At 71.4% G+C, this 19,474-nt stretch carries 16 protein-coding genes; 13 read left to right on the top strand and 3 right to left on the bottom strand.

Going from position 1 to position 19,474, the window contains the following annotated elements:
- Positions 1–174: 174 nt before the first annotated feature.
- Both ACFYZE_RS00305 and ACFYZE_RS00300 read left to right on the top strand, forming a co-directional pair.
- On the top strand, positions 175–1,644 hold the full coding sequence (locus tag ACFYZE_RS00305; protein WP_388986221.1) for an amino acid permease: 1,470 nt from the start codon (positions 175–177) through the stop codon (positions 1,642–1,644).
- 62 nt (positions 1,645–1,706) lie between these two features.
- Positions 1,707–3,044, top strand: a complete 1,338-nt coding sequence (locus ACFYZE_RS00300; RefSeq protein ID WP_388986218.1) for an FAD-binding oxidoreductase — start codon at positions 1,707–1,709, stop codon at positions 3,042–3,044.
- Here the strand turns inward: ACFYZE_RS00300 and ACFYZE_RS00295 are convergent.
- The gene (locus tag ACFYZE_RS00295; RefSeq protein ID WP_388986215.1) at positions 3,031–3,612 is read right to left on the bottom strand and encodes a biotin transporter BioY; all 582 of its coding nucleotides are present in this window, start codon (positions 3,610–3,612) and stop codon (positions 3,031–3,033) included. The genes ACFYZE_RS00300 and ACFYZE_RS00295 overlap by 14 nt on opposite strands.
- Positions 3,613–4,060: 448 nt before the next feature.
- Between ACFYZE_RS00295 and ACFYZE_RS00290 the strand changes: the two genes are divergently transcribed.
- From ACFYZE_RS00290 to ACFYZE_RS00250, 9 genes are all read left to right on the top strand, one after another.
- Entirely contained in the window at positions 4,061–5,260 is a 1,200-nt protein-coding gene (locus ACFYZE_RS00290) for an ROK family protein (RefSeq protein ID WP_388986212.1), read from the top strand.
- A gap of 250 nt (positions 5,261–5,510) precedes the next feature.
- Complete coding sequence (locus ACFYZE_RS00285) at positions 5,511–6,578, top strand: ABC transporter substrate-binding protein (RefSeq protein WP_388986209.1); 1,068 nt, start codon at positions 5,511–5,513, stop codon at positions 6,576–6,578.
- Positions 6,575–7,423 (top strand): ABC transporter permease, encoded by an 849-nt coding sequence (locus ACFYZE_RS00280; RefSeq protein WP_388986206.1) that lies wholly within the window; start codon positions 6,575–6,577, stop codon positions 7,421–7,423. Before ACFYZE_RS00285 ends, ACFYZE_RS00280 begins: the two co-directional genes overlap by 4 nt.
- A complete protein-coding gene (locus ACFYZE_RS00275; protein WP_388986203.1) occupies positions 7,399–8,133 on the top strand; it encodes an ABC transporter ATP-binding protein in 735 nt (244 codons plus the stop codon). The genes ACFYZE_RS00280 and ACFYZE_RS00275 overlap by 25 nt, the downstream gene beginning before the upstream one ends.
- The gene (locus ACFYZE_RS00270) at positions 8,130–9,509 is read left to right on the top strand and encodes an LLM class flavin-dependent oxidoreductase (RefSeq protein WP_388986200.1); all 1,380 of its coding nucleotides are present in this window, start codon (positions 8,130–8,132) and stop codon (positions 9,507–9,509) included. Before ACFYZE_RS00275 ends, ACFYZE_RS00270 begins: the two co-directional genes overlap by 4 nt.
- A gap of 11 nt (positions 9,510–9,520) precedes the next feature.
- Positions 9,521–10,411, top strand: a complete 891-nt coding sequence (locus ACFYZE_RS00265) for a TauD/TfdA dioxygenase family protein (protein ID WP_388986197.1) — start codon at positions 9,521–9,523, stop codon at positions 10,409–10,411.
- A gap of 120 nt (positions 10,412–10,531) precedes the next feature.
- On the top strand, positions 10,532–11,911 hold the full coding sequence (locus tag ACFYZE_RS00260) for an amino acid permease (protein WP_388986193.1): 1,380 nt from the start codon (positions 10,532–10,534) through the stop codon (positions 11,909–11,911).
- Between the two features lie 134 nt (positions 11,912–12,045).
- Positions 12,046–13,047 (top strand): NAD(P)-dependent oxidoreductase, encoded by a 1,002-nt coding sequence (locus tag ACFYZE_RS00255; RefSeq protein ID WP_388986190.1) that lies wholly within the window; start codon positions 12,046–12,048, stop codon positions 13,045–13,047.
- Between the two features lie 23 nt (positions 13,048–13,070).
- On the top strand, positions 13,071–13,301 hold the full coding sequence (locus tag ACFYZE_RS00250) for a hypothetical protein (RefSeq protein WP_388986187.1): 231 nt from the start codon (positions 13,071–13,073) through the stop codon (positions 13,299–13,301).
- Between the two features lie 76 nt (positions 13,302–13,377).
- Here ACFYZE_RS00250 and ACFYZE_RS00245 read toward each other — a convergent pair whose 3' ends face one another.
- On the bottom strand, positions 13,378–14,040 hold the full coding sequence (locus ACFYZE_RS00245) for a DsbA family protein (RefSeq protein ID WP_388986184.1): 663 nt from the start codon (positions 14,038–14,040) through the stop codon (positions 13,378–13,380).
- A 160-nt stretch (positions 14,041–14,200) separates the two neighbouring features.
- Here ACFYZE_RS00245 and pepN point away from each other — a divergent pair, with 160 nt between their 5' ends.
- Together pepN and ACFYZE_RS00235 are read left to right on the top strand one after the other, a co-directional pair.
- Positions 14,201–16,786 (top strand): aminopeptidase N, encoded by a 2,586-nt coding sequence (gene pepN / locus ACFYZE_RS00240; protein ID WP_388986181.1) that lies wholly within the window; start codon positions 14,201–14,203, stop codon positions 16,784–16,786.
- Positions 16,787–16,987: 201 nt separating this feature from the next.
- The gene (locus ACFYZE_RS00235; RefSeq protein WP_388986178.1) at positions 16,988–18,040 is read left to right on the top strand and encodes a hypothetical protein; all 1,053 of its coding nucleotides are present in this window, start codon (positions 16,988–16,990) and stop codon (positions 18,038–18,040) included.
- A 101-nt stretch (positions 18,041–18,141) separates the two neighbouring features.
- On the opposite strand, the gene ACFYZE_RS00230 is transcribed toward ACFYZE_RS00235, so the two are convergent.
- Positions 18,142–19,371: a glycosyltransferase gene (locus ACFYZE_RS00230; RefSeq protein ID WP_388987894.1), complete on the bottom strand. Its 1,230-nt coding sequence runs from the start codon at positions 19,369–19,371 to the stop codon at positions 18,142–18,144.
- Between the last annotated feature and the right edge of the window lie 103 nt (positions 19,372–19,474).

Raw genomic sequence — 19,474 nt, 5'->3', positions numbered from 1 at the left:
AGTAACAATCTGGATTCAAAGGTTCCCGAATTTGTTCGCCTCGGATTCACTGGACCGGCTCGTACACCGCTCGTATGAGCCCCCGTACTTCCGCTCGTACGGGGCAGAAGGTGTCCGTCCGTACGTGTGTCCCCTCTTGTTTCTCGTACACCCGGCACAAAGGAATCACCCTTTATGACTTCGCAGCCGACCCCCACCCAGGCCGGAAACGCATCCGGCCGCCCCGGAGAACCCGGCGGCGGTCTCCAGGCAGGACTCAAGAACCGTCATCTGTCGATGATCGCCATCGGTGGTGTCATCGGTGCCGGCCTGTTCGTCGGTTCCAGCTCCGGCATCGCCACCGCCGGCCCCGGCATCCTGCTCTCGTACGCTCTCGTCGGCGCGCTTGTGGTGCTGGTGATGCGGATGCTGGGCGAGATGTCCGCCGCGAACCCCACCTCGGGCTCCTTCTCCGCCCACGCGGACCGGGCGCTCGGCCGCTGGGCCGGTTTCTCGATCGGCTGGCTGTACTGGTTCTTCTGGGTCGTCGTGCTCGCCGTGGAGGCCACCGCGGGCGCCAAGATCCTCTCCGGTTGGGTCCCGGCCGTGCCGCAGTGGGGCTGGGCGCTCATCGTCATGATCGTGCTGACCGCGACCAACCTGGTCTCCGTCGGCTCCTACGGTGAGTTCGAGTTCTGGTTCGCCGGGATCAAGGTCGTGGCGATCGGCGCGTTCATCGTCGTCGGCGCCCTCGCCATCTTCGGGGTGCTGCCGGGCGTCCACAGCGACAAGGCGAGCCTGGGCAACCTCACCGATCACGGCGGCTTCCTGCCCCACGGACCCGGCGCCATCCTCACCGGTGTGCTGCTGGTCGTGTTCTCCTTCATGGGCAGCGAGATCGCCACGCTGGCGGCCGGCGAGTCGGAGGACCCGCAGCGGGCGGTCACCAAGTCGACGAACAGCATCATCTGGCGTATCGCCGTCTTCTACCTGGGCTCGATCTTCGTGGTCGTCTCGCTGCTGCCGTGGAACGACCCGTCGATCAAGGACAAGGGCTCCTACGTCGCCGCCCTGGACTCCCTCGGCATCGCGCACGCCGGCCAGATCATGAACGTCATCGTGCTGACGTCGGTGCTGTCCTGTCTGAATTCCGGGCTCTACACCGCCTCCCGGATGGCCTTCTCGCTGGGCCAGCGGGGTGACGCGCCGAAGGCGTTCGCGCGGACCACGTCCCGGGGCGTGCCGATGGCCGCGATCGTCGCGTCGGTCGTCTTCGGTTTCGTCGCCGTCTTCTTCAACTACAAGTTCCCCGACTCGGTCTTCCTCTTCCTGGTCAACTCCAGTGGCGCGGTGGCCCTGTTCGTGTGGCTGGTCATCTGCTTCTCGCAGCTGCGGATGCGGAAGATCATCCAGCGCGAGGCGCCGGAAAAGCTGCTCGTCAAAATGTGGCTGTACCCGTACCTGACCTGGGCGACGGCCGCGCTGATCGTGTTCGTCCTCGGCTACATGCTGACCGACACCGAGCACGACGGACGTGAGACGGTGCTGCTGTCGCTGCTCGTCGCCGCGGTGGTGCTGGTGATCGCCGTGGTGAAGGAGCGGATCGCGGGCAACCGCACGGCCGCCCCCGCCCAGGCGCCGGCCGACAAGGTCTCCATCGGCTGATCCGGAACCCCTCGGAACATGGCCGCATAACCTGACGGAACCTGTCAGGTTATGCGGCCATCATGCGTGGCATGACCTACACGGACAACCGCGCGGACCTGCCCCTGCTCCGTCCCGGCGACGCCGGTTACGACGACGAACTCGCCGGATTCCAGACCGGGTTCACCCAACGGCCGACCGTGATCGCGGCCGTCCGGTCGGCCGCGGACGTGGTGGCCGCCGTACGCTACGCGGCCGCCGAAGACCTGCCGGTGGGCGTGCAGGCCACCGGACACGGGCTGCCCGGAGGCTACGAGGGCGGCCTGCTCGTCACGACCCGGCGGCTGGACGGGCTCACCATCGACCCCGAGGCGCGTACGGTCCGCGTACAGGCGGGGGTGCGCTGGGGGCAGGTGGTCGCGGCAGCAGCGCCGTACGGACTCGCGCCGCTCAACGGCTCGGCTCCGGGCGTGGGCGCGGTGTCGTACACCCTGGGCGGCGGACTCGGCATCCTCGCACGTGAGTTCGGGTACGCGGCCGACCATGTGCGGTGGCTGCGGATCGTCACCGCCGACGGCGTACTCCGTCATGTCACCCCGGAGTCCGACCCCGACCTGTACTGGGCGCTGCTCGGTGCCGGGCAGAACTTCGGCATCGTGACCGAGCTGGAGATCGGCCTGGTCCCGGTGCGGACGCTGTACGGCGGCTCGCTCGCCTTCGACGGGCGCGAGGTGGACCCCGCGGCCGTGCTGCGCGCGTACGAGGCGTGGACGCGGACCGTGCCGGACGGGCTGACCTCGTCCTTCGCCGCCGTACCGTACCCGGACCTGCCCGCGCTGCCGCCGCACCTGCGTGGCCGGTACCTCGTGTCGATCAGGGTCGCCCACACGGGCGCCGACGGCGAACGGCTCACGGCCCCCCTGCGGGAGATCGGGCCGGTGCTGTCGGACTCGCTGTGCGAGATGCCGTACGCCGAGAGCCACACCATCCACAGCGACCCGGACTTCCCGCACACCTATTACGGGGACAGCGCGGTGCTGCGGGAGCTGGACGTCGAACGGGCCGGTGAACTGCTGAAGCGGACCGGACCCGAGGCGGGCCTGATGTGTGTCGTACAGGTCAATCACCTGGGCGGGGCGCTGTCCCGGCCGGCGCCGAACGCGGTGCCGTATCGCGACGCGCAGTTCCTGCTGCGGCTGTTGACCGTGGGGGACCGTGAGCGGGCGCGGGCCGTACTGGACCCGGCGTTCGCCCTCCTGGCGGACGATCGCCTGGGCCGCTCGCTCAACTTCGCCTTCGGGTCCGGTGACCGGGGTGCCGGACTGTACGACCCGGAGACGCGGAAGAGGCTCGCCGGGCTGAAGGAGGCGTACGACCCGGCGAACCTCTTCCGCAGGAACCACGGCGTCAGCGCTTGCTGACGAACTTCCAGGCGGTGGGCAGCGCGCCCATCGCCAGGGCGGCCTTGAGGGCGTCACCGATCAGGAACGGGGTGAGGCCGGCCGCGACCGCCTGGGAGAAGGAGAGGTGGGCCGCCAGGGCCAGGTAGGGGACGCCGACCGCGTAGATGATCGCCTCGCCGAGGATCATCGTGCCCGCCATGCGCAGCGGGGAGCGGTCGGCGCCGCGGCGGGCCAGGGCGCCCACGGCCGCCGAGGCGAGCAGCATGCCGATGACATAGCCGAAGGAGACGGCTCCCGCGCCGGAGGCGCCGCCCGCGAACCACGGCACGCCGGCCACACCGGCGAGCGCGTACAGGGCGAGGGAGAGGAAGCCGCGGCGGGCGCCGAGCGCGGTGCCGACGAGCAGCGCGGCGAAGGTCTGGCCGGTCACCGGCACCGGGGACCCGGGAACCGGGACCGACAGCTGGGCCGCGAGGCCGGTGAGCACGGCGCCGCCGACGACGAGGGCCGCGTCACGGACGCGGGACGCCGGCAGCAGGTCGGCGAGGACTGCGCCGGGGCGGGCGGTGGCGGTGGCGGTGCTCATGGGGACTCCGCGGGGTGGTGTGGACATGTCGGGACAGCGTGACGCTATCCCAGCTCCCTCGAGCCGATCACCATCGGCGGTCGACAAAGGGTGGAACGGCGCCTTCGTGGGTTTCGAACAAAGGGTGCTCCTTACACATGGTCAGGCGTGAGACCGGTCACTGAGATGAAGGCGTTCCGCTCAGGCTCCGGTGGCGACCGGTGACTGTAGGGTCCCGCCAAAGCCCCCGTGGGGCTCGTCTCGCCCGTCGGTCGCCGTCTGGGCAGCGGTGGGCCGTTTTGCTAGCTTCGAACGCATGGTTGCCCAGGCCCGGAACTTCACGTCGCGTCGCTATGTCGACCTGCGACGCCAGGGCACGGCCACCTGTCGCCGCCCGGTGTAGGGGCGGGCTCCGGCGCGCCTCGAGCCTTCCGAGACGTGTCGGCCCCGTTCCCGAGGACGGTTCTCCATGCCCCGTACCGCGGCATCCACTCTTGCCTCCCCCGTTCCCCGTGCCGCCGACAGCGACCGGCGGCGCACCAGTGCCAGCGTCGTACTGCGGTCCGTGCTGGAGCACGGGCCGGTGGCGCGCAGCACCGTCGCCCGGCTGACCGGGCTGTCGCCCGCGTCCGTGACCGAGCACTGTGCCCGGCTGACCGGGCTCGGGCTGATCCGTGAGGAGGCGGCCCCGCGCCGCTCGAACGGGGTGGGCCGGCCGCATGTGCCCGTCGATCTCGACACCGAGCGGTTCGTGGTCGGCGGGGTGCATGTGGCCGTGCCGTACACGACGGTCGCGCTGCTCGATCTGCGCGGCCGCGTCGTGGCCAGGCGGGAGGTGAAGCACGAGCGGACGGACCCCGGCTGGGTGCTGGCCCGGGCCGCGGAGGGACTCGCGGCACTGCTCGCCGAGGCGCCGGGCCGCGCGCCGCTCGGAGTCGGGGTCGCGGCCGGCGGCTGGGTGGACCGGGAGACGGGCACCGTGGTCGAGCACGAGCTGCTGGGCTGGCGCGAGGTGCCGGTGCGGGAGCTGCTCGAGGCCCGTACCGGGCTGCCGGTCCATGTGGACGGGCACGCGCGGGCGTTGGTCAACGGCGAGCGGCTGTTCGGGCGGGCCCGGGGCAGCCGCAGCGTGCTGCACCTGTTCGTGGGCAACGTGGTCGACGCGGCCTTCGCCACCAACGACGAGGTGCACCACGGGCCCCGCTCCCAGGCGGGGGCGATCGCCCACCTTCCGGTGCCGGGCGGCACCGAGCCGTGCGCGTGCGGCCGTACCGGCTGCCTGCAAGTGGAGCTGAGCGAGCGGACGTTGTGCCGACGTGCCCGGGCGGCCGGGGTGATCGACGGGGCGAACCCGATGCACGTGGTGGCCGCGGCGGCCGCCGGGGACGCGGTGGCGCGGCGGCTGCTGAGGGAACGGGCCCGGACGACCGGGCGCGCGGCCGGGCTGCTGCTGGACGTCCTGAACCCGGAGACGGTGGTGGTGACCGAGGTGGGTGTCATGCACTTCGAGGACTGCCTGCACGCGCTGCGGGAAGCGGCCGGAATACGCCGGGCGGCGGCCGTAGTGCCGACCAGTTTCCCGGATTCCGTGCTTGCGGTCGCGGGCGGCTCCGTGGTTCTCGACGTGCTGTTCCGGGACCCACTGGGCGCGTCACCTGAGGCTATTTAATTCAGAAACTCGGAATGTTGACAGGGGTCGTCCATGGCCGGGAACATCCTGCTCATGAACCCGCTCACGAGCTGTCGCACCCTCTGTTGCTGACACGTTGCCGCGCATGAAGCGCGTGTTTCCGTCTGCGTGAGTTCACTTCTTCCGGCACCTTTCCCGCCCGGGATTCCCCACTTCCGGCATTGCGGCCCGCCCGGATTCCTCCTGCCTTTCTGCTCTGTTCCGCTCCGCGCATCCAGGGAGTCCTCCCATGCCTTCTCCATCCGTTTCCGGTCTCGACCGCCGCCTGTTCCTCACCTCCCTGCTCGGCGCGTCCGCCGCCGTGGCCGGGCTCAGCGGCTGCGCGGGCGGCAGTGCCGCCGCCGACACCACGGGCGCCGCCACCAAGCCGCTCGCCGACAAGGTCCCGGCGGGGACCAGCCTGAAGATCGCCTCGTACCAGAACCAGCAGCAGTTGCAGTTCAGGCTGGCGAAGCTGCCCAAGCTGCCGTTCACGGTGTCGAGTTGGGTGAACATCGGGGCCGGCCCCGACGTGATCAACGCGTTCCGCGCCAAGTCGCTGGACCTCGCCAACAACGCGGGCATCCCGCCGATCCAGGCGCACTACCAGGGCTTCGCCGCGAAGATCGTGGCGATTGACATCACCCGCAAGCCCAACTACCTCTTCGCCACCAAACCCGGCAGCGACATCCGCACCGTCGAGGACTTCAAGGGCAAGAGGCTGGCCTTCTCCCAGGGCCAGGCGCAGGGCGTCGTACTGCTGCGGGCGCTGAAGAAGGCGGGCCTGAAGTACGACGACGTGAAGCTGGTCCCGCTGACCAGCAACCAGTTCCTCACCGCCCTGCAGTCCGGGCAGGTGGACGTGGCTCCGCTCGCCAACAACCAGGCACCCGCCTATCTGAAACAGTACGGGTCCAAGGGCGCCCACACCATCACCACCGGCGTGGTCGACCTGCTGAACCTGCTGTGGGCGCCGCAGTCCGTGCTCAACGACCCGGCCAAGGCCGCCGCGATCGCCGCGTACATCCCCCAGTGGGCCCAGGGCCAGGTGTGGCAGTACGAGCACCCGGACGTCTGGGACGAGGAGTTCTACGTCAAGACGCAGAACCTCACCCCGGAGCAGGCGAAGTCCATCAGCGCGCTCGCCAACAAGCCGCTGTTCCCGCCCGCTTGGGACGAGGCGATCAAGTGGGAGCAGGAGACCGCCGATCTGCTCGCCGATGGCGGCTTCGTGAAGAAGTTCGACGTGTCCTCGCTCTTCGACCACCGCTTCGAGTCCATCGCCGCCAAGGCCGTACCTGCGGAGTACCGGAGGTGAGCGCCGTGACCACGACGACGACTGCCTTGGCGGCGACGGCCGCCGGCGAACTGCCCCAGATCCGCCGGCGCCGCCGGCTCTCCCCCGGGCGTCCCCTGCCCGCCGCCCGGCTCATCGGCCCGCTGGTGGTGCTCGCCCTGTGGTCCGCCGCCTCGGCCGCGGGAACGCTCGACCCGGGTGCCGTCCCGGCGCCCTGGACGGTGCTGAGGACGGCCGGCCACCTGTGGACGGGCGGCACGCTGGCCACGGACGTGCTGACCTCGCTGCAGCGGGCCGCGTACGGCTTCGCGATCGGCCTGACCGCGGGCGTGCTGCTGGCGCTCGCCTCGGGGCTCAGCCGGGCCGGGGGAGCGCTGATCGACGGGACCGTGCAGCTCAACCGGGCGATCCCGACCCTCGGTCTGATCCCGCTGTTCATCCTCTGGCTGGGCATCGGCGAGACCTTCAAGATCGCCATCATCGCGATCGTCGTCTACATCCCCATCTACCTGAACACGCACTCCGCGCTGTCCGGCATCGACAGCCGGTACGTCGAACTCGCCGAAGTGCAGGGCCTGTCGAGGTTCGCCTTCATCCGGCAGGTGGTGATCCCAGGCGCGCTGCCCGGATTCTTCGTGGGGCTCCGGCTCGGCGTGACCGGCTCCTGGCTCGGCCTGGTGGTCCTGGAGCAGATCAACGCCACCAGCGGCCTCGGCTACATGATGTTCCAGGCGCAGAACTACGGCCAGAGCGACGTCATCCTGGTCGGCCTGCTGATCTACGGCGTCTTCGGCCTGGTCTCCGACAGCGTGGTCCGTCTCGTCGAACGGAGGGTGCTGTCGTGGCGCCGCACACTGAGCAGCTGACCCGGCCCGCCGTCCAACTGCGTGGCCTGACCCGGTCGTTCGAAGGCCGTACGGTCCTCGACGGCATCGACCTCGATCTGCCCGCCGGACAGTTCACGGCGCTCCTCGGCCACAGCGGCTCGGGCAAGTCCACCCTGCTGCGGGCCGTCGCCGGACTCGACCACGGGGTGGCCGGATGGGGTGAGCTCACCGCGCCCGAGCGGGTCTCGGTGGTCTTCCAGGACTCCCGGCTGCTGCCCTGGCGCCGCGTACTGGACAACGTCCTGCTGGGCCTGGACGGCAGGGACGCCGAGGAGCGCGGCCGGACCGCCCTCGCGGAGGTCGGCCTGAAGGGCCGCGAGCGGGCCTGGCCGGGCGAGCTGTCCGGCGGTGAGGCCCAGCGGGCCGCGCTGGCCCGCTCCCTGGTCCGCGAGCCCGAACTGCTGCTGGCCGACGAGCCGTTCGGGGCACTGGACGCACTCACCCGGATCAGGATGCACAACCTGCTGCGCGAGCTGTGGATGCGCCATCGGCCCTCCGTACTGCTCGTGACCCACGACGTGGACGAGGCGATCGTGCTCGCCGACCGCGTCCTCGTCCTGGACCAGGGCCGTATCGGCCTCGACCTGACCATCGACCGCCCGCATCCGCGCTCCTACCGCGAGCCGGTCCTGGGCGAATACCGCGAGCGGCTGCTGGCCGCCCTCGGTGTCACGGAGGACCACGCATGACCCGCCGGCTGCACCTCAACGCGTTCCTGATGAACACCGGTCACCACGAGGCCTCGTGGCGGCTCCCGGAGAGCGACCCCTACGCGCACGTCGACCTCGCGCACTACGTCGAGCTCGCGCGGATCGCCGAACGCGGCACCTTCGACTCCCTCTTCCTCGCCGACGGCCCACAGCTGTGGAACAACCTCGCCCAGCGGCCGGCCGGCGCCCTGGAACCGCTCACCCTGCTGACCGCGCTGGCGACGGCCACCGAGCACATCGGTCTGATCGCCACCGCCTCCACCTCCTACAACTCCCCCTACAACCTGGCCCGCAAGTTCGCCTCGCTGGACATCATCAGCGGCGGCCGGGCGGGCTGGAACATCGTCACCACCGCGGGCGCCGAGGCCGCCCGCAACTTCGGCCTGGACGCCGAGCCCACGCACGCAGAGCGGTACGCCCGAGCCGCCGAGTTCCTCGACGTGGCCCTCAAGCTCTGGGACAGCTGGGAGGACGACGCCATCGTCGCCGACAAGGCGGCCGGAGTATGGGGCGACGACAGCAAGATCCACCCGCCCCGGCACAAGGGGAGGTACTTCAGCGTCGCCGGCGCCCTCAACGTGCCGCGCACCCCGCAGGGTTACCCGCTGCTGGTGCAGGCGGGCTCCTCCGAGGACGGAAAGCGGTTCGCGGCCCGGTACGCGGAGGCGGTGTTCACCGCCCAGCAGACCATCGAGGACGCGCAGGCCTTCTACGCCGACCTCAAGTCCCGCACCGAGCGGGAGGGGAGGAACCCCGACCACATCAAGGTGCTGCCCGGCATCGTGCCCGTGCTCGGCTCGACCGAGGCCGAGGCCAGAGCCGCCGAGCAGCTCCTCGAGGACCACATCGTGTACGACCACGGGGTGGGCCGCCTGGAGAGCCTGCTTCACCTGGAGCCCGGGACGCTCGAGCTGGACGCCCTGCTCCCCGCCGACCTGCCGCCGGAGTCCGCCATCGAGGGCGCCAAGAGCCGCTACACGCTCGTCGTGGAGCTGGCCCGGCGCGAACGTCTGACCGTACGGCAGCTGATCGGGCGGCTCGGCGGCGGACGCGGGCACCTCACCTTCGCCGGGACGCCGGAGCAGGTCGCCGACCAGATCGAGACCTGGTTCACGCAAGGAGCCGCCGACGGCTTCAACATCATGCCCGCCGTGCTGCCCTCCGGTCTGGAGGCGTTCGTCGAGCACGTCGTACCCCTCCTGCGCACCCGCGGCCTGCTGCGCACGGAGTACGGCCCCCGCCAGACCCTGCGGGAGCGCTACGGCCTGCCCCGCCCCGCCAACCAGTACTCCCCCAAGTTCTCGGCTTCGCTCGAACAGGGGGGACCCCCGTCCCCCGCACTCGCCACCGCCTGAAAGGACCCGCCATGTCCATCGAGATCACCAAGGTCACCGCACGCATCGGCGCCCGGGTCTCCGGAGTCGACATCACCAAGCCGCTCGACCAGGAGCAGGTCACCGCGATCCGCGAGGCCCTGAACGCCCACAAGGCGCTCGTCTTCGACGCCGGGGACCTGGACGACGAGGGCCAGCAGGCCTTCGCCCGCCGACTGGGCGACCTCACCACCGCCCACCCGACGGTCGGCGCCGTCGAGGGCGCCCCGAACGTGCTGCCCGTGGACAGCGAGCGGGGCCGCGCCAACCACTGGCACACCGACGTCACCTTCGTCCTCAACCCGCCGCAGGCCAGCACCCTGCGCTCGATCACGATCCCGCCCTACGGCGGCGAGACCCTGATCGCCAACGCGGCGGCGGCCTACCGCGACCTGCCGGAGCCGCTGCGCCGCCTGGCCGACACCCTGTGGGCCGAGCACACCAACGACTACGACTACGCGGTGCCGGAGGAGGAGATCGACGAGGACAGGGCCGCCCAGCGGGCCCAGTTCACCTCGATCAAGTACCGCACCGCCCATCCCGTCGTCCGCGTCCATCCGCTGACCGGGGAGCGCGGGCTGTTCATCGGCGGGTTCGCGCAGCGGATCGTGGGCCTGTCGATCGGCGAGTCCCGCAAGATCCTGGAGCTGCTGCAGGCGTACGTCACCCGCCCGGAGAACATCCTGCGCCACCGCTGGGCGGAGAACGAGCTGGTGCTCTTCGACAACCGGATCACCCAGCACTACGCCGTCGACAACTACGACGGCCGGCCGCGCCGGCTGCACCGGGTGACCGTCGCCGGTGACGTCCCGGTCGGCATCGAGGGCAAGGAGAGCTACTCGATCGAGGGTGACGCCTCGCACTACACACCGGTCGCCGCGTAACCGGCAGGTCACCTGCCGTACACCCGGTGTCCGGATAGTGGGCAGCCTCTGCGTCCGATCGGGGAGGCTGCCCACACTGTGGGCGTTTTGCCCCTCTCACGTACGGGACGAGCCGCGCCCATGCCCAGCAGCACCACCGTGAAGACGCCGCCGACCGACGACGTCTCCCTCTCCCACGGCCTCAAGCAGCGCCATCTGTCGATGATCGCCCTCGGCGGGGTGATCGGCGCCGGCCTGTTCGTCGGGTCCGGCGCGGGCATCGCCGCCGCCGGGCCGTCGATCGTGATCGCGTACGCCGTCTCCGGCCTGATCGTCATGCTGGTGATGCGGATGCTCGGCGAGATGTCGGCCGCCTACCCCTCGTCGGGCTCCTTCTCCGCGCACGCCGAGCGGGCCATCGGCCCCTGGGCGGGCTTCACCGCGGGCTGGTCGTTCTGGGTGCTGCTGTGCACGGCGGTCGGCCTGGAGGGCATCGGCGCCGCGAAGATCGTCACCGGCTGGCTGCCCGGCACCCCGGAGTGGGCGTGGGTGGCGCTGTTCATGGTGGTCTTCTGCGGGGCGAACCTGGCCGCCGTGAAGAACTTCGGAGAGTTCGAGTTCTGGTTCGCCGCGCTGAAGGTCGGCGCGATCACGCTGTTCCTGGTGCTCGGCGTGCTGGCGATCGCGGGCGTACTGCCCGGCACCGACTCGCCCGGCGCCTCGCACCTGACCGACTTCCTGCCGCACGGCAGCGAGGGACTGGTCATCGGCCTGCTCGCGTCGGTGTTCGCGTACGGCGGCCTGGAGACCGTCACCATCGCGGCGGCCGAGTCGCAGGACCCGGTCAGGGGTGTGGCGAGCGCGGTGCGTACGGCGATGTGGCGCATCGCGGTGTTCTACGTCGGTTCCATGGCGGTCATCGTCACGCTGGTCCCGTGGAACGCGAAGGAGGTCGTCGAGAAGGGCCCGTACGTGGCCGCCCTCGACCACCTGGGCATCCCGGGCGCCGGGCAGCTGATGAACGTGGTGGTGCTGGTCGCGCTGCTGTCCGCGATGAACGCCAACATCTACGGCTCCTCGCGCATCGCGTACTCGCTGGTGGAGCGCGGCCAGGGCCCGAAGGCGCTGGGCCGGGTCTCCGGTGGCGTCCCGCGGATCGCGGTGCTGGCGTCCTCGGTCTTCGGGTTCGTGTGCGTGGTGCTGAGCTACTGGCGGCCGGACGACGTCTTCCCGTGGCTGCTGAACATGATCGGGGCGGTGATCCTGGTCGTCTGGGTCTTCATCGCGGTCTCGCAGCTGCGTCTGCGCCGCCGTCTGGAGCGGGAGACGCCCGGAAAGCTGGTCGTGCGGATGTGGGCGTTCCCCGTGCTGACGTGGCTCGCGCTGGCCGGTATGGCGGCGATCTTCGTGCTGATGGCGCGGCAGCCGGACACCCGCGTCCAGCTGTACTCGACGGGCGGGATGACCCTGTTCCTGGCGGCCGTCGGCTACGCCTGGCAGAGGGCGCGCGCCAAGCGCTGACGCCGGGACCGGCGCGTCGCGATCCCGCTGCGCCCCACTTTCCGTCGCACGTGGGATTGACGGTCCGCCACCTCGGGATCACCCTCGGTCGACAAGCCGTTCCCAGGAGGGGACGGGGACGGGAAGGGGAGCCGATGGAGTCGACCGACCCGGTACGTGTGGTGGCCGCGGGTGACCGCTTCGTCCTGCCGTCGCTGATCACGGCGGCCATACACCACGAGATGAACGAACGGCCCTGCGAGGTAAGGGAGTTGGCGCTCGCAGAGGGCGCGGACGACCCCGACGAGGAGCTGATCAAGGCACTGGCGGACGCCCAGGTCCTCGTCACCCGCGGCGGTCCGGTCACCGAGCGGGTGCTGGCCGCCGCGCCGGAGCTGCGGCTGGTGGTGGTGTGCCGGGGCGGCCCGGTGAACGTCGACCTCGATGCGGCGAAGGCGCACGGCGTCCGCGTGTGCCGCGCGCCCGGCGGCGAGGCGGCGGCCACCGCCGAGTTCACGCTCGGCCTGATGCTGGCCGCCCTGCGCGGCATCCCCCGGGCCCACGCATTCCTGACCCGGCAAGGGAGGTGGCAGGGCCCCGCGTCCCCCACGTACGAGCACGCCGGCCCGGAGCTGGAGGACCTGCCGGTGGGCCTGATCGGTCATGGCGCGGTGGGCAGCCGGGTCGCGCGCGTGCTGTGCGCGTTCGGGGCGCGGGTGATGGTCTACGACCCGTATGTGCGCGGCGAGGTGCACGGGCTGCGGATCGGCTCGCTCGACGACCTGCTGCGCCGCTCCCGGGTGATCACCCTGCACACCCCGCTCACCTCCGGGACCCGGGGCCTGATCGGGGCCCGCGAGCTGGCCCTGCTGCCGCGCGGCGCGGTGGTGGTGAACGCGGCGGACGGGGAGCTGCTGGACGAGGACGCGCTGTGCGACGCGCTGGAGAGCGGGCAGCTGTCGGCGGCGGCCCTCGACACGTGCGCGCACGAGCCGCTGCCGCCGGACTCCCGGCTCCTCGCTCTGGCACAACAGCTGGTGCTGACCCCGCACCTAGGCGGGTCGAGCCGCGCGGCGGCCGAGAAGGCGGCCGGGATCGCGGCGGCGGAGGTGGGCCGCTGGGTGCGCGGGGAGCCCCCGGCGCACTCACTGGCGTGATCGGGCACAACTAGGAGACAGCCATGACCTACCGGGCATACCGGCGGTGTCCCAACTGCGGGGACACCATGCAGGACTTCCGGGAGCTGGAGTCGGACGCGGAGAAGGCGGCGGCCGAGGAGGCCCTCCGGCCGACCCTGGAGGGGCACCCCTTCGTCGCGAAGGACTACCACCGCTGCGCCCGCCCCGGCTGCCGGCGCATCCAGCGCAAGGACCACTGGAGGACGGGGGCGACGTTGCCGGAGGGGTCCTAGACACAGGACAGGGCGCCGCACCGGACGTGGCTGCGGCGCCCTGTCCACCGGGCCCCGGCGGCACCCGGCGTGAGGACTACAGGTTGCTGAAGTCCGGGCCCTTCGTCCGCGTCCGCTTGATCTCGTAGAAGCCCGGCACCGACGCGACCGCCAGCGTCCCGTCCCAGAGCCTCACCGCGTCCTCGCCCATCGGTGCCGGCGTCACCACGGGCCCGAAGAAGGCGATCTGCTCCCCGTCCGGCCCCGGCACCGCGATCACCGGCGTGCCCACCTCCTGGCCCACCTTCTCGATGCCCTCCTTGTGCGAGGCCCGCAGCTGCGCGTCGAACTCGAAGTCCTCCTGCTCGGCGTAGTCGATCAGGTCGGCGGGCAGACCGACCTCCTCCAGCGCCGCCGCGATCGCCTCGAGCGTCGGGCCCTCGTCCTGGTTGTGGAAGCGCGTACCGAGCGCGGTGTACAGCGGCCCGAGGACGTCCGCACCGTGCTTCTGCCACGCCGCCGTCACCACGCGCACCGGCTTCCACGCCTTGGTCGCCAGCATCTCCCGGTAGTCCTCGGGCAGTTGGTCGATCCTGTCCTCGTTGAGCACCGCCAGGCTCATGATGTGCCAGCGGACCTCGAGGTCACGGACCTTCCCGACCTCCAGCACCCAGCGGGAGGCCATCCAGGCCCAGGGGCACAGCGGGTCGAACCAGAAGTCGACGGGGGTCTTGCCGGAAGCGGGCGCGGTCTCGGACATGGCTCTCCTCGGAAACATGGACGTTCATTCCTCAACAACCTGTGAGCCGCCCACGTCATTCCCCCGCGCACCGGCCGTATTCCCTGCTGCCCCAGGTCAGGGGCGCATGGCAGGATCGGTCCTGTCCGTGCCACCCAGCAGCCGCCAAGGAGTGCCGCCCGTGCCCGGTGAGAACCTGTCCCGCGACGAGGCCCAGGAGAGGGCCGCCCTGCTGTCCGTCGACGGGTACGACGTGTCGCTCGACCTGCGCTCCGCAGTGGGCGAGGCACCCGACGGCGCGGAAGCCGAGCCGCGCACCTTCCGCTCGGTCACCGCGATCCGCTTCCGCTGCGCCGAGCCGGGCACGTCGAGCTTCGCCGACCTGATCGCCCCGAGCGTCACCGCGCTGTCCCTCAACGGCAAGGACCTCGACCCCGGCGAGGTCTTCGACGGCACCCGCATCCTGCTGGAGGACCTGGCCGCCGAGAACGAGCTCGTGGTCGACGCCCAGTGCGCCTACTCCCGCACCGGTGAGGGCCTGCATCGCTTCGTCGACCCGGAGGACGGCGAGGTCTACCTGTACACCCAGTACGAGCCCGCCGACGCCCGCCGTGTCTTCGCGAACTTCGAGCAGCCCGACCTCAAGGCCCCCTTCCGCCTCGAGGTCCGCGCCCCCGAGGGCTGGACGGTGTGGAGCAACGGCGCCGGCGAGAAGCACGACGGGGTGTGGCGGTTCGCGGAGACCAAGCCGATCTCGACGTACATCACCTGCGTCGTGGCGGGCCCGTACCACTACGTCACCGACACCTACACCCGCACCCTCGACGACGGCACGACCCTCGAGATCCCGCTCGGCGCGATGTGCCGCAAGGGTCTGGCCCGGCACTTCGACGCGGACGACGTCTTCCTGGTCACCAAACAGGGCCTGGACTTCTTCCACGACCACTTCGACTACCCGTACCCGTTCGGCAAGTACGACCAGGCCTTCGTGCCCGAGTACAACCTCGGCGCGATGGAGAACCCGGGGCTCGTGACCTTCACCGAGGAGTTCGTCTTCCGCGGCAAGGTCACCCAGGCGTCGTACGAGCGCCGGGCCAATGTGGTCCTGCACGAGATGGCCCACATGTGGTTCGGCGACCTGGTGACCATGGCCTGGTGGGACGACCTGTGGCTGAAGGAGTCCTTCGCGGACTTCATGGGCTCGTTCTCGCTGGTGGAGGCGACCCGGTTCACGAGCGGCTGGATCACCTTCGCCAACAACCGCAAGGCGTGGGCGTACCGCGCCGACCAGCTGCCCTCCACGCACCCGATCACCGCGGACATCCGCGACCTCCAGGACGCGAAGCTCAACTTCGACGGCATCACCTACGCCAAGGGCGCGTCCGTACTGAAGCAGCTGGTGGCGTACGTCGGGCGGGACGCGTTCCTGGAGGGCGCGCGCCGCTACTTCAAGCGGAACGCGTACGGCAACACGCGCCTGACCGACCTGCTGTCGGTGCTGGAGGAGACGAGCGGCCGGGACATGACGTCCTGGGCGCGCTCCTGGCTGCAGACGGCGGGGGTCAACTCCCTCACTCCGCAGGTGCTGCTGGGCGAGGACGGGCGGATCACGGAGTTGTCGGTGCTCCAGGAGGCCGCGGAGTCCCATCCCGAGCTGCGGCCGCACCGGGTGGCGGTGGGCCTGTACCGCACCGAGGGCGGCGCGCTCGTGCGGTACGCGCGCGCCGAGGCGGACGTGCACGGCCCGCGGACGGTGATCGGTGAGCTCGCGGGGTCGGAGGCACCCGAGCTGGTCCTGGTCAACGACGACGACCTCACGTACTGCAAGATCCGCTTCGACGAGACCTCGCTGGAGACCCTGAAGGACCGTCTCGGCGACATCACCGACCCGCTCGCCCGTGCCCTGTGCTGGTCGGCGCTGTGGAACCTGACCCGGGACGCGCTGCTGCCGGCGCGGGACTTCATCGACCTGGTGCTGCGGTTCGCCGGCCGGGAGTCCGACATCGGCGTGCTGCAGATGCTGCACACCTGGGCCGGCTCCGCGCTGACGTACTACGCGGCGCCCGCGTGGCGGGAGACGGGCGGGCGGCTGCTCGCCGAGGGAGCGCTGCGCGAGCTGCGGGAGGCCGAGCCGGGCAGCCAGCACCAGCTGACCTGGGCGCGGTTCTTCGCCGCGGTGGCTTCTCAGGAGACCGATCTGCGGCTGCTGCGGGGTCTGCTGGACGGCACGGACGATATCGAGGGGCTGGAGGTGGACCAGGAGCTGCGCTGGGCCTTCCTGAAGCCGCTGGCCGCGCACGGGGCCGCCGACGAGTCGGTGCTCGCCGCCGAACTGGCCCGCGACGACACGGCCTCCGGCAAGCGCCATCAGGTCCGCTGCCTGGCCGCGCGTCCCTCGGCCGCGGTCAAGGCGCAGGCGTGGGCGCAGGTCGTGGAGTCCGACACGCTGTCGAACGCGCTCGTCGAGGCGACCATCGCGGGCTTTGTGCAGCCCTCCCAGCGGGAGCTGCTCGCGCCGTACGCGGAGAAGTACTTCGCGGCGATCGGGCGGGTGTGGGCGGAGCGGTCCATCCAGATCGGGATGCACGTGGTCAGGGGCCTGTTCCCGGCGCTGCAGGACTCGCCGGAGACGCTGGAGGCGACGGACGCGTGGCTCGCCGCGCACGAGGACGCCCCGCCGGCGCTGCGACGGCTGGTGCTGGAGGCGCGCGACGACCTGGCGCGCGCCCTTCGGGGGCAGGCCTGCGACGCGCGGGCGGCTCACTGACGCGGGGACGGTGGTTGACGGGCGCGGCGGGACGACGGTGACGAAATACGAGTATCGGAACCCGTAACCTTCCGCGTCCCCCATCCGGACCAGCCTCTTTCGGCAGTCGAACGCGCGTACTTTAGCCCCTTGTTGTCCGCATTTGTCGACAGACGTGTAACAGCGGTTAGAGAGCGGACCGGGGGCGGGAAACCCGGGATCATGAACCACAACACCCCGCTATCCCCCCGCCCCCTCCGCCATCTGTCCGACGTGCAGCGCCGGGTGCTGACCACCGCCCAGCTGCGTGCCCATGGAGTGAGCGCCGCCGAGACCACCGGGAAGTGCCGGCCCGGCGGCCCCTGGCAGCAGTTCCTGCCCGGCGTGTACCTGCTGCACCCCGGCCCGCCGACCTCCGAGGAACGCCTGCACGGGGTGCTGCTCTACGCGGCCCGTTCCTCGCTCGCCGACCCCGTCCCCGCGGTCCCGGCCCAGCCAGGCGCGGGCGCCCCGCACGGCCCGCTGCCGTACAAGGACGCGATGGTCACCGGGCCGGCCGCCCTCGCTCTGTACGGCTTCACCTCCACGCCCGGGCTGTCGTCGCTGGAGAAGATCGACGTCCTGGTGCCGCGGACGCGCCGGCTGCGCAGCACCGGCTGCGCCCGGGTGGTCCGCACCCCGTCGCTGCCCGACCCCCGGCTGGTGACCGGTGTGCCCGTCGCCCCGGTCGCGCGCGCCCTGGCCGACGCGGTGGCCGAGGTGCCGGACGCGGCTGTGGTGCGCCGCCTGCTGACCGAGGCGGTCCGCGACGGGCACTGCGAACCGGCCGTACTCGTACGGGAGTTGAACCAGGCGCGGCTGCTGAGCCGCCCGCACGTGGTGGACGCCGTGGACGCGCTCCTGGCGGAGAGCAGGGCGGTCGCGGAGGACCGCCTGTACCGGATGGTGCGCGAGCACGGCCTGCCGGACCCGGTCTGGAACGTGGACCTGAGGCTGCCGGGCGGCCCCTACCTCGGCGGCCTGGACGCCTACTGGCCCGAGCAGGCGGTGGCGCTGGAACTGGACACCCGCGCCCCGCGCCACGACGAGGACGCGCTGTGGTCGGAGTACGCCCGCAAGCGCGAGCAGTTGGAGCGGCTCGGCATCACGGTCGTGTACCTGACCCCGAAGAAGCTGCGCGACTGTCTGGAGCAGCAGGCGACGGTGGTCCGTACGGCGCTGATGGCGTCCCTGGACCGGGAGCCGGCCGCGCCGGTGGAGGTGCTGCCCCGGTGACGGACCGGGGTGGCACCAGGAGGGGAGAGGAGGGGCCGCCGACGGTGTCGGCGGCCCCTCCTCGTGTGCGGGTCCGGTTCGGCTCGGGACGCCGGCGACCGTCAGAGCGGGTCCGGGAGGGGCGGTTCGGGGAGCGCGGGCTCCGGCTCCGGCAGGGCGGGCCTCATCGCCTCCGCGTGGACGCGGTCGATGAGGTCGGCGTACGAGGCGATCATGCGGGTGCGGCTGAAACGCTCGCGGCTGCGGGCGAGGACGGGCGCGAGGTCGGTGCGCGCGGCGGCGGCCTCGGTCCAGGCCCGGGCGATCGCCTCGGGGTCGGGCGGGGTGAGGTAGCCGTGCCCGGACACGATCAGGGCGCTGTCCCCCACGTCCGTGGCGACCGGGACGGCCCCGCACATCATGCCCTCGATCAGGCACAGCGGGGCCGCCTCGCCCCAGGACGAGGTCAGCGCCACCACGTCGGAGGCGGCGTAGACGGTCTCCATGTCGCGCCGGACACCCAGCGCGTGCAGCCGCTCGGTGAGCCGCGCGTCCTCGCCGAAGGCGTCCCGGATGTCGGCGGCCAGCCCGGGCTGCTCCCCGGTCATGCCCGCGCCGCACATCAGCACGTGCCCGGCGGGCTCACGGCGCAGCCAGGCGTGTGCGGCGCGCAGGAACAGCGGGACGTTCTTCATGGCGTCGTAGCGGGCCGCGAAGACGACGACCGGTGCGGTGTCCGGGATGCCGAGCGCCTCCCGCGTGCGAAGACGCAGGCCCGGATCGGGCCGGAACCGGAGCAGGTCGACCCCGTTGGGGATGACGTGCAGCAGCTCGGCCGGGATCCCGGCGGCCCGGTAGGCCTCCCGGGTGGACTCGGCGCAGCAGACGCAGGCGACCACGGTGCCGTCCGCGATGGCGGCCTTCAGCTCGGCCAGCGCCCCGCCCTGGTTCTCCGGGTCGGAGCGGTGCAGGCAGACGATCACGGGGCGGCGCGGCAGGCCCGCCTGGTTGAGCAGGCCGAGCGGCTGCTCCTTGAGTGACAGGACGACGTCGGCCCCGGCCATCGCCCGTGCCGTCTCCGCCAGCTCCGGCCCGCTGAAGACGGCCGGATCGGCGGCCGGGACCCCGGTCAGCCCGAAGGTACGGCCCAGGGACGTGACGTCCACCCCGGCCGCGGTCAGCGAGCGGTAGCAGGCGTCGTCCCGCATGGCCTGCCGGGTGGCCTCACGGAGCACTTCCCCGTGGACGCTGAGCACCCGGTGGTGCTGGCCGCCTTCGCGCAGCCCCAGGACGACGTCGCTGTGGAGGATCCGGGCGCCCCCGGAGAAGAAGCCGTCGTAGACCGACAGCACGCGCAGCTCGTGCCTTACGCGCACGTGACCACCCGCCTTGCACAAGTGTCGAACCATCCCCGTGAACAGCGGGTTGCTCGCTATGAGGCGGCACAGATGTTTC

The sequence above is a fragment of the Streptomyces sp. NPDC001796 genome, assembly GCF_042892355.1.
GTDB lineage: Bacteria > Actinomycetota > Actinomycetes > Streptomycetales > Streptomycetaceae > Streptomyces.
The sequence above is the reverse complement of the archived record's forward strand: the minus strand, read 5'-3'. Positions and strand labels throughout refer to the sequence as shown.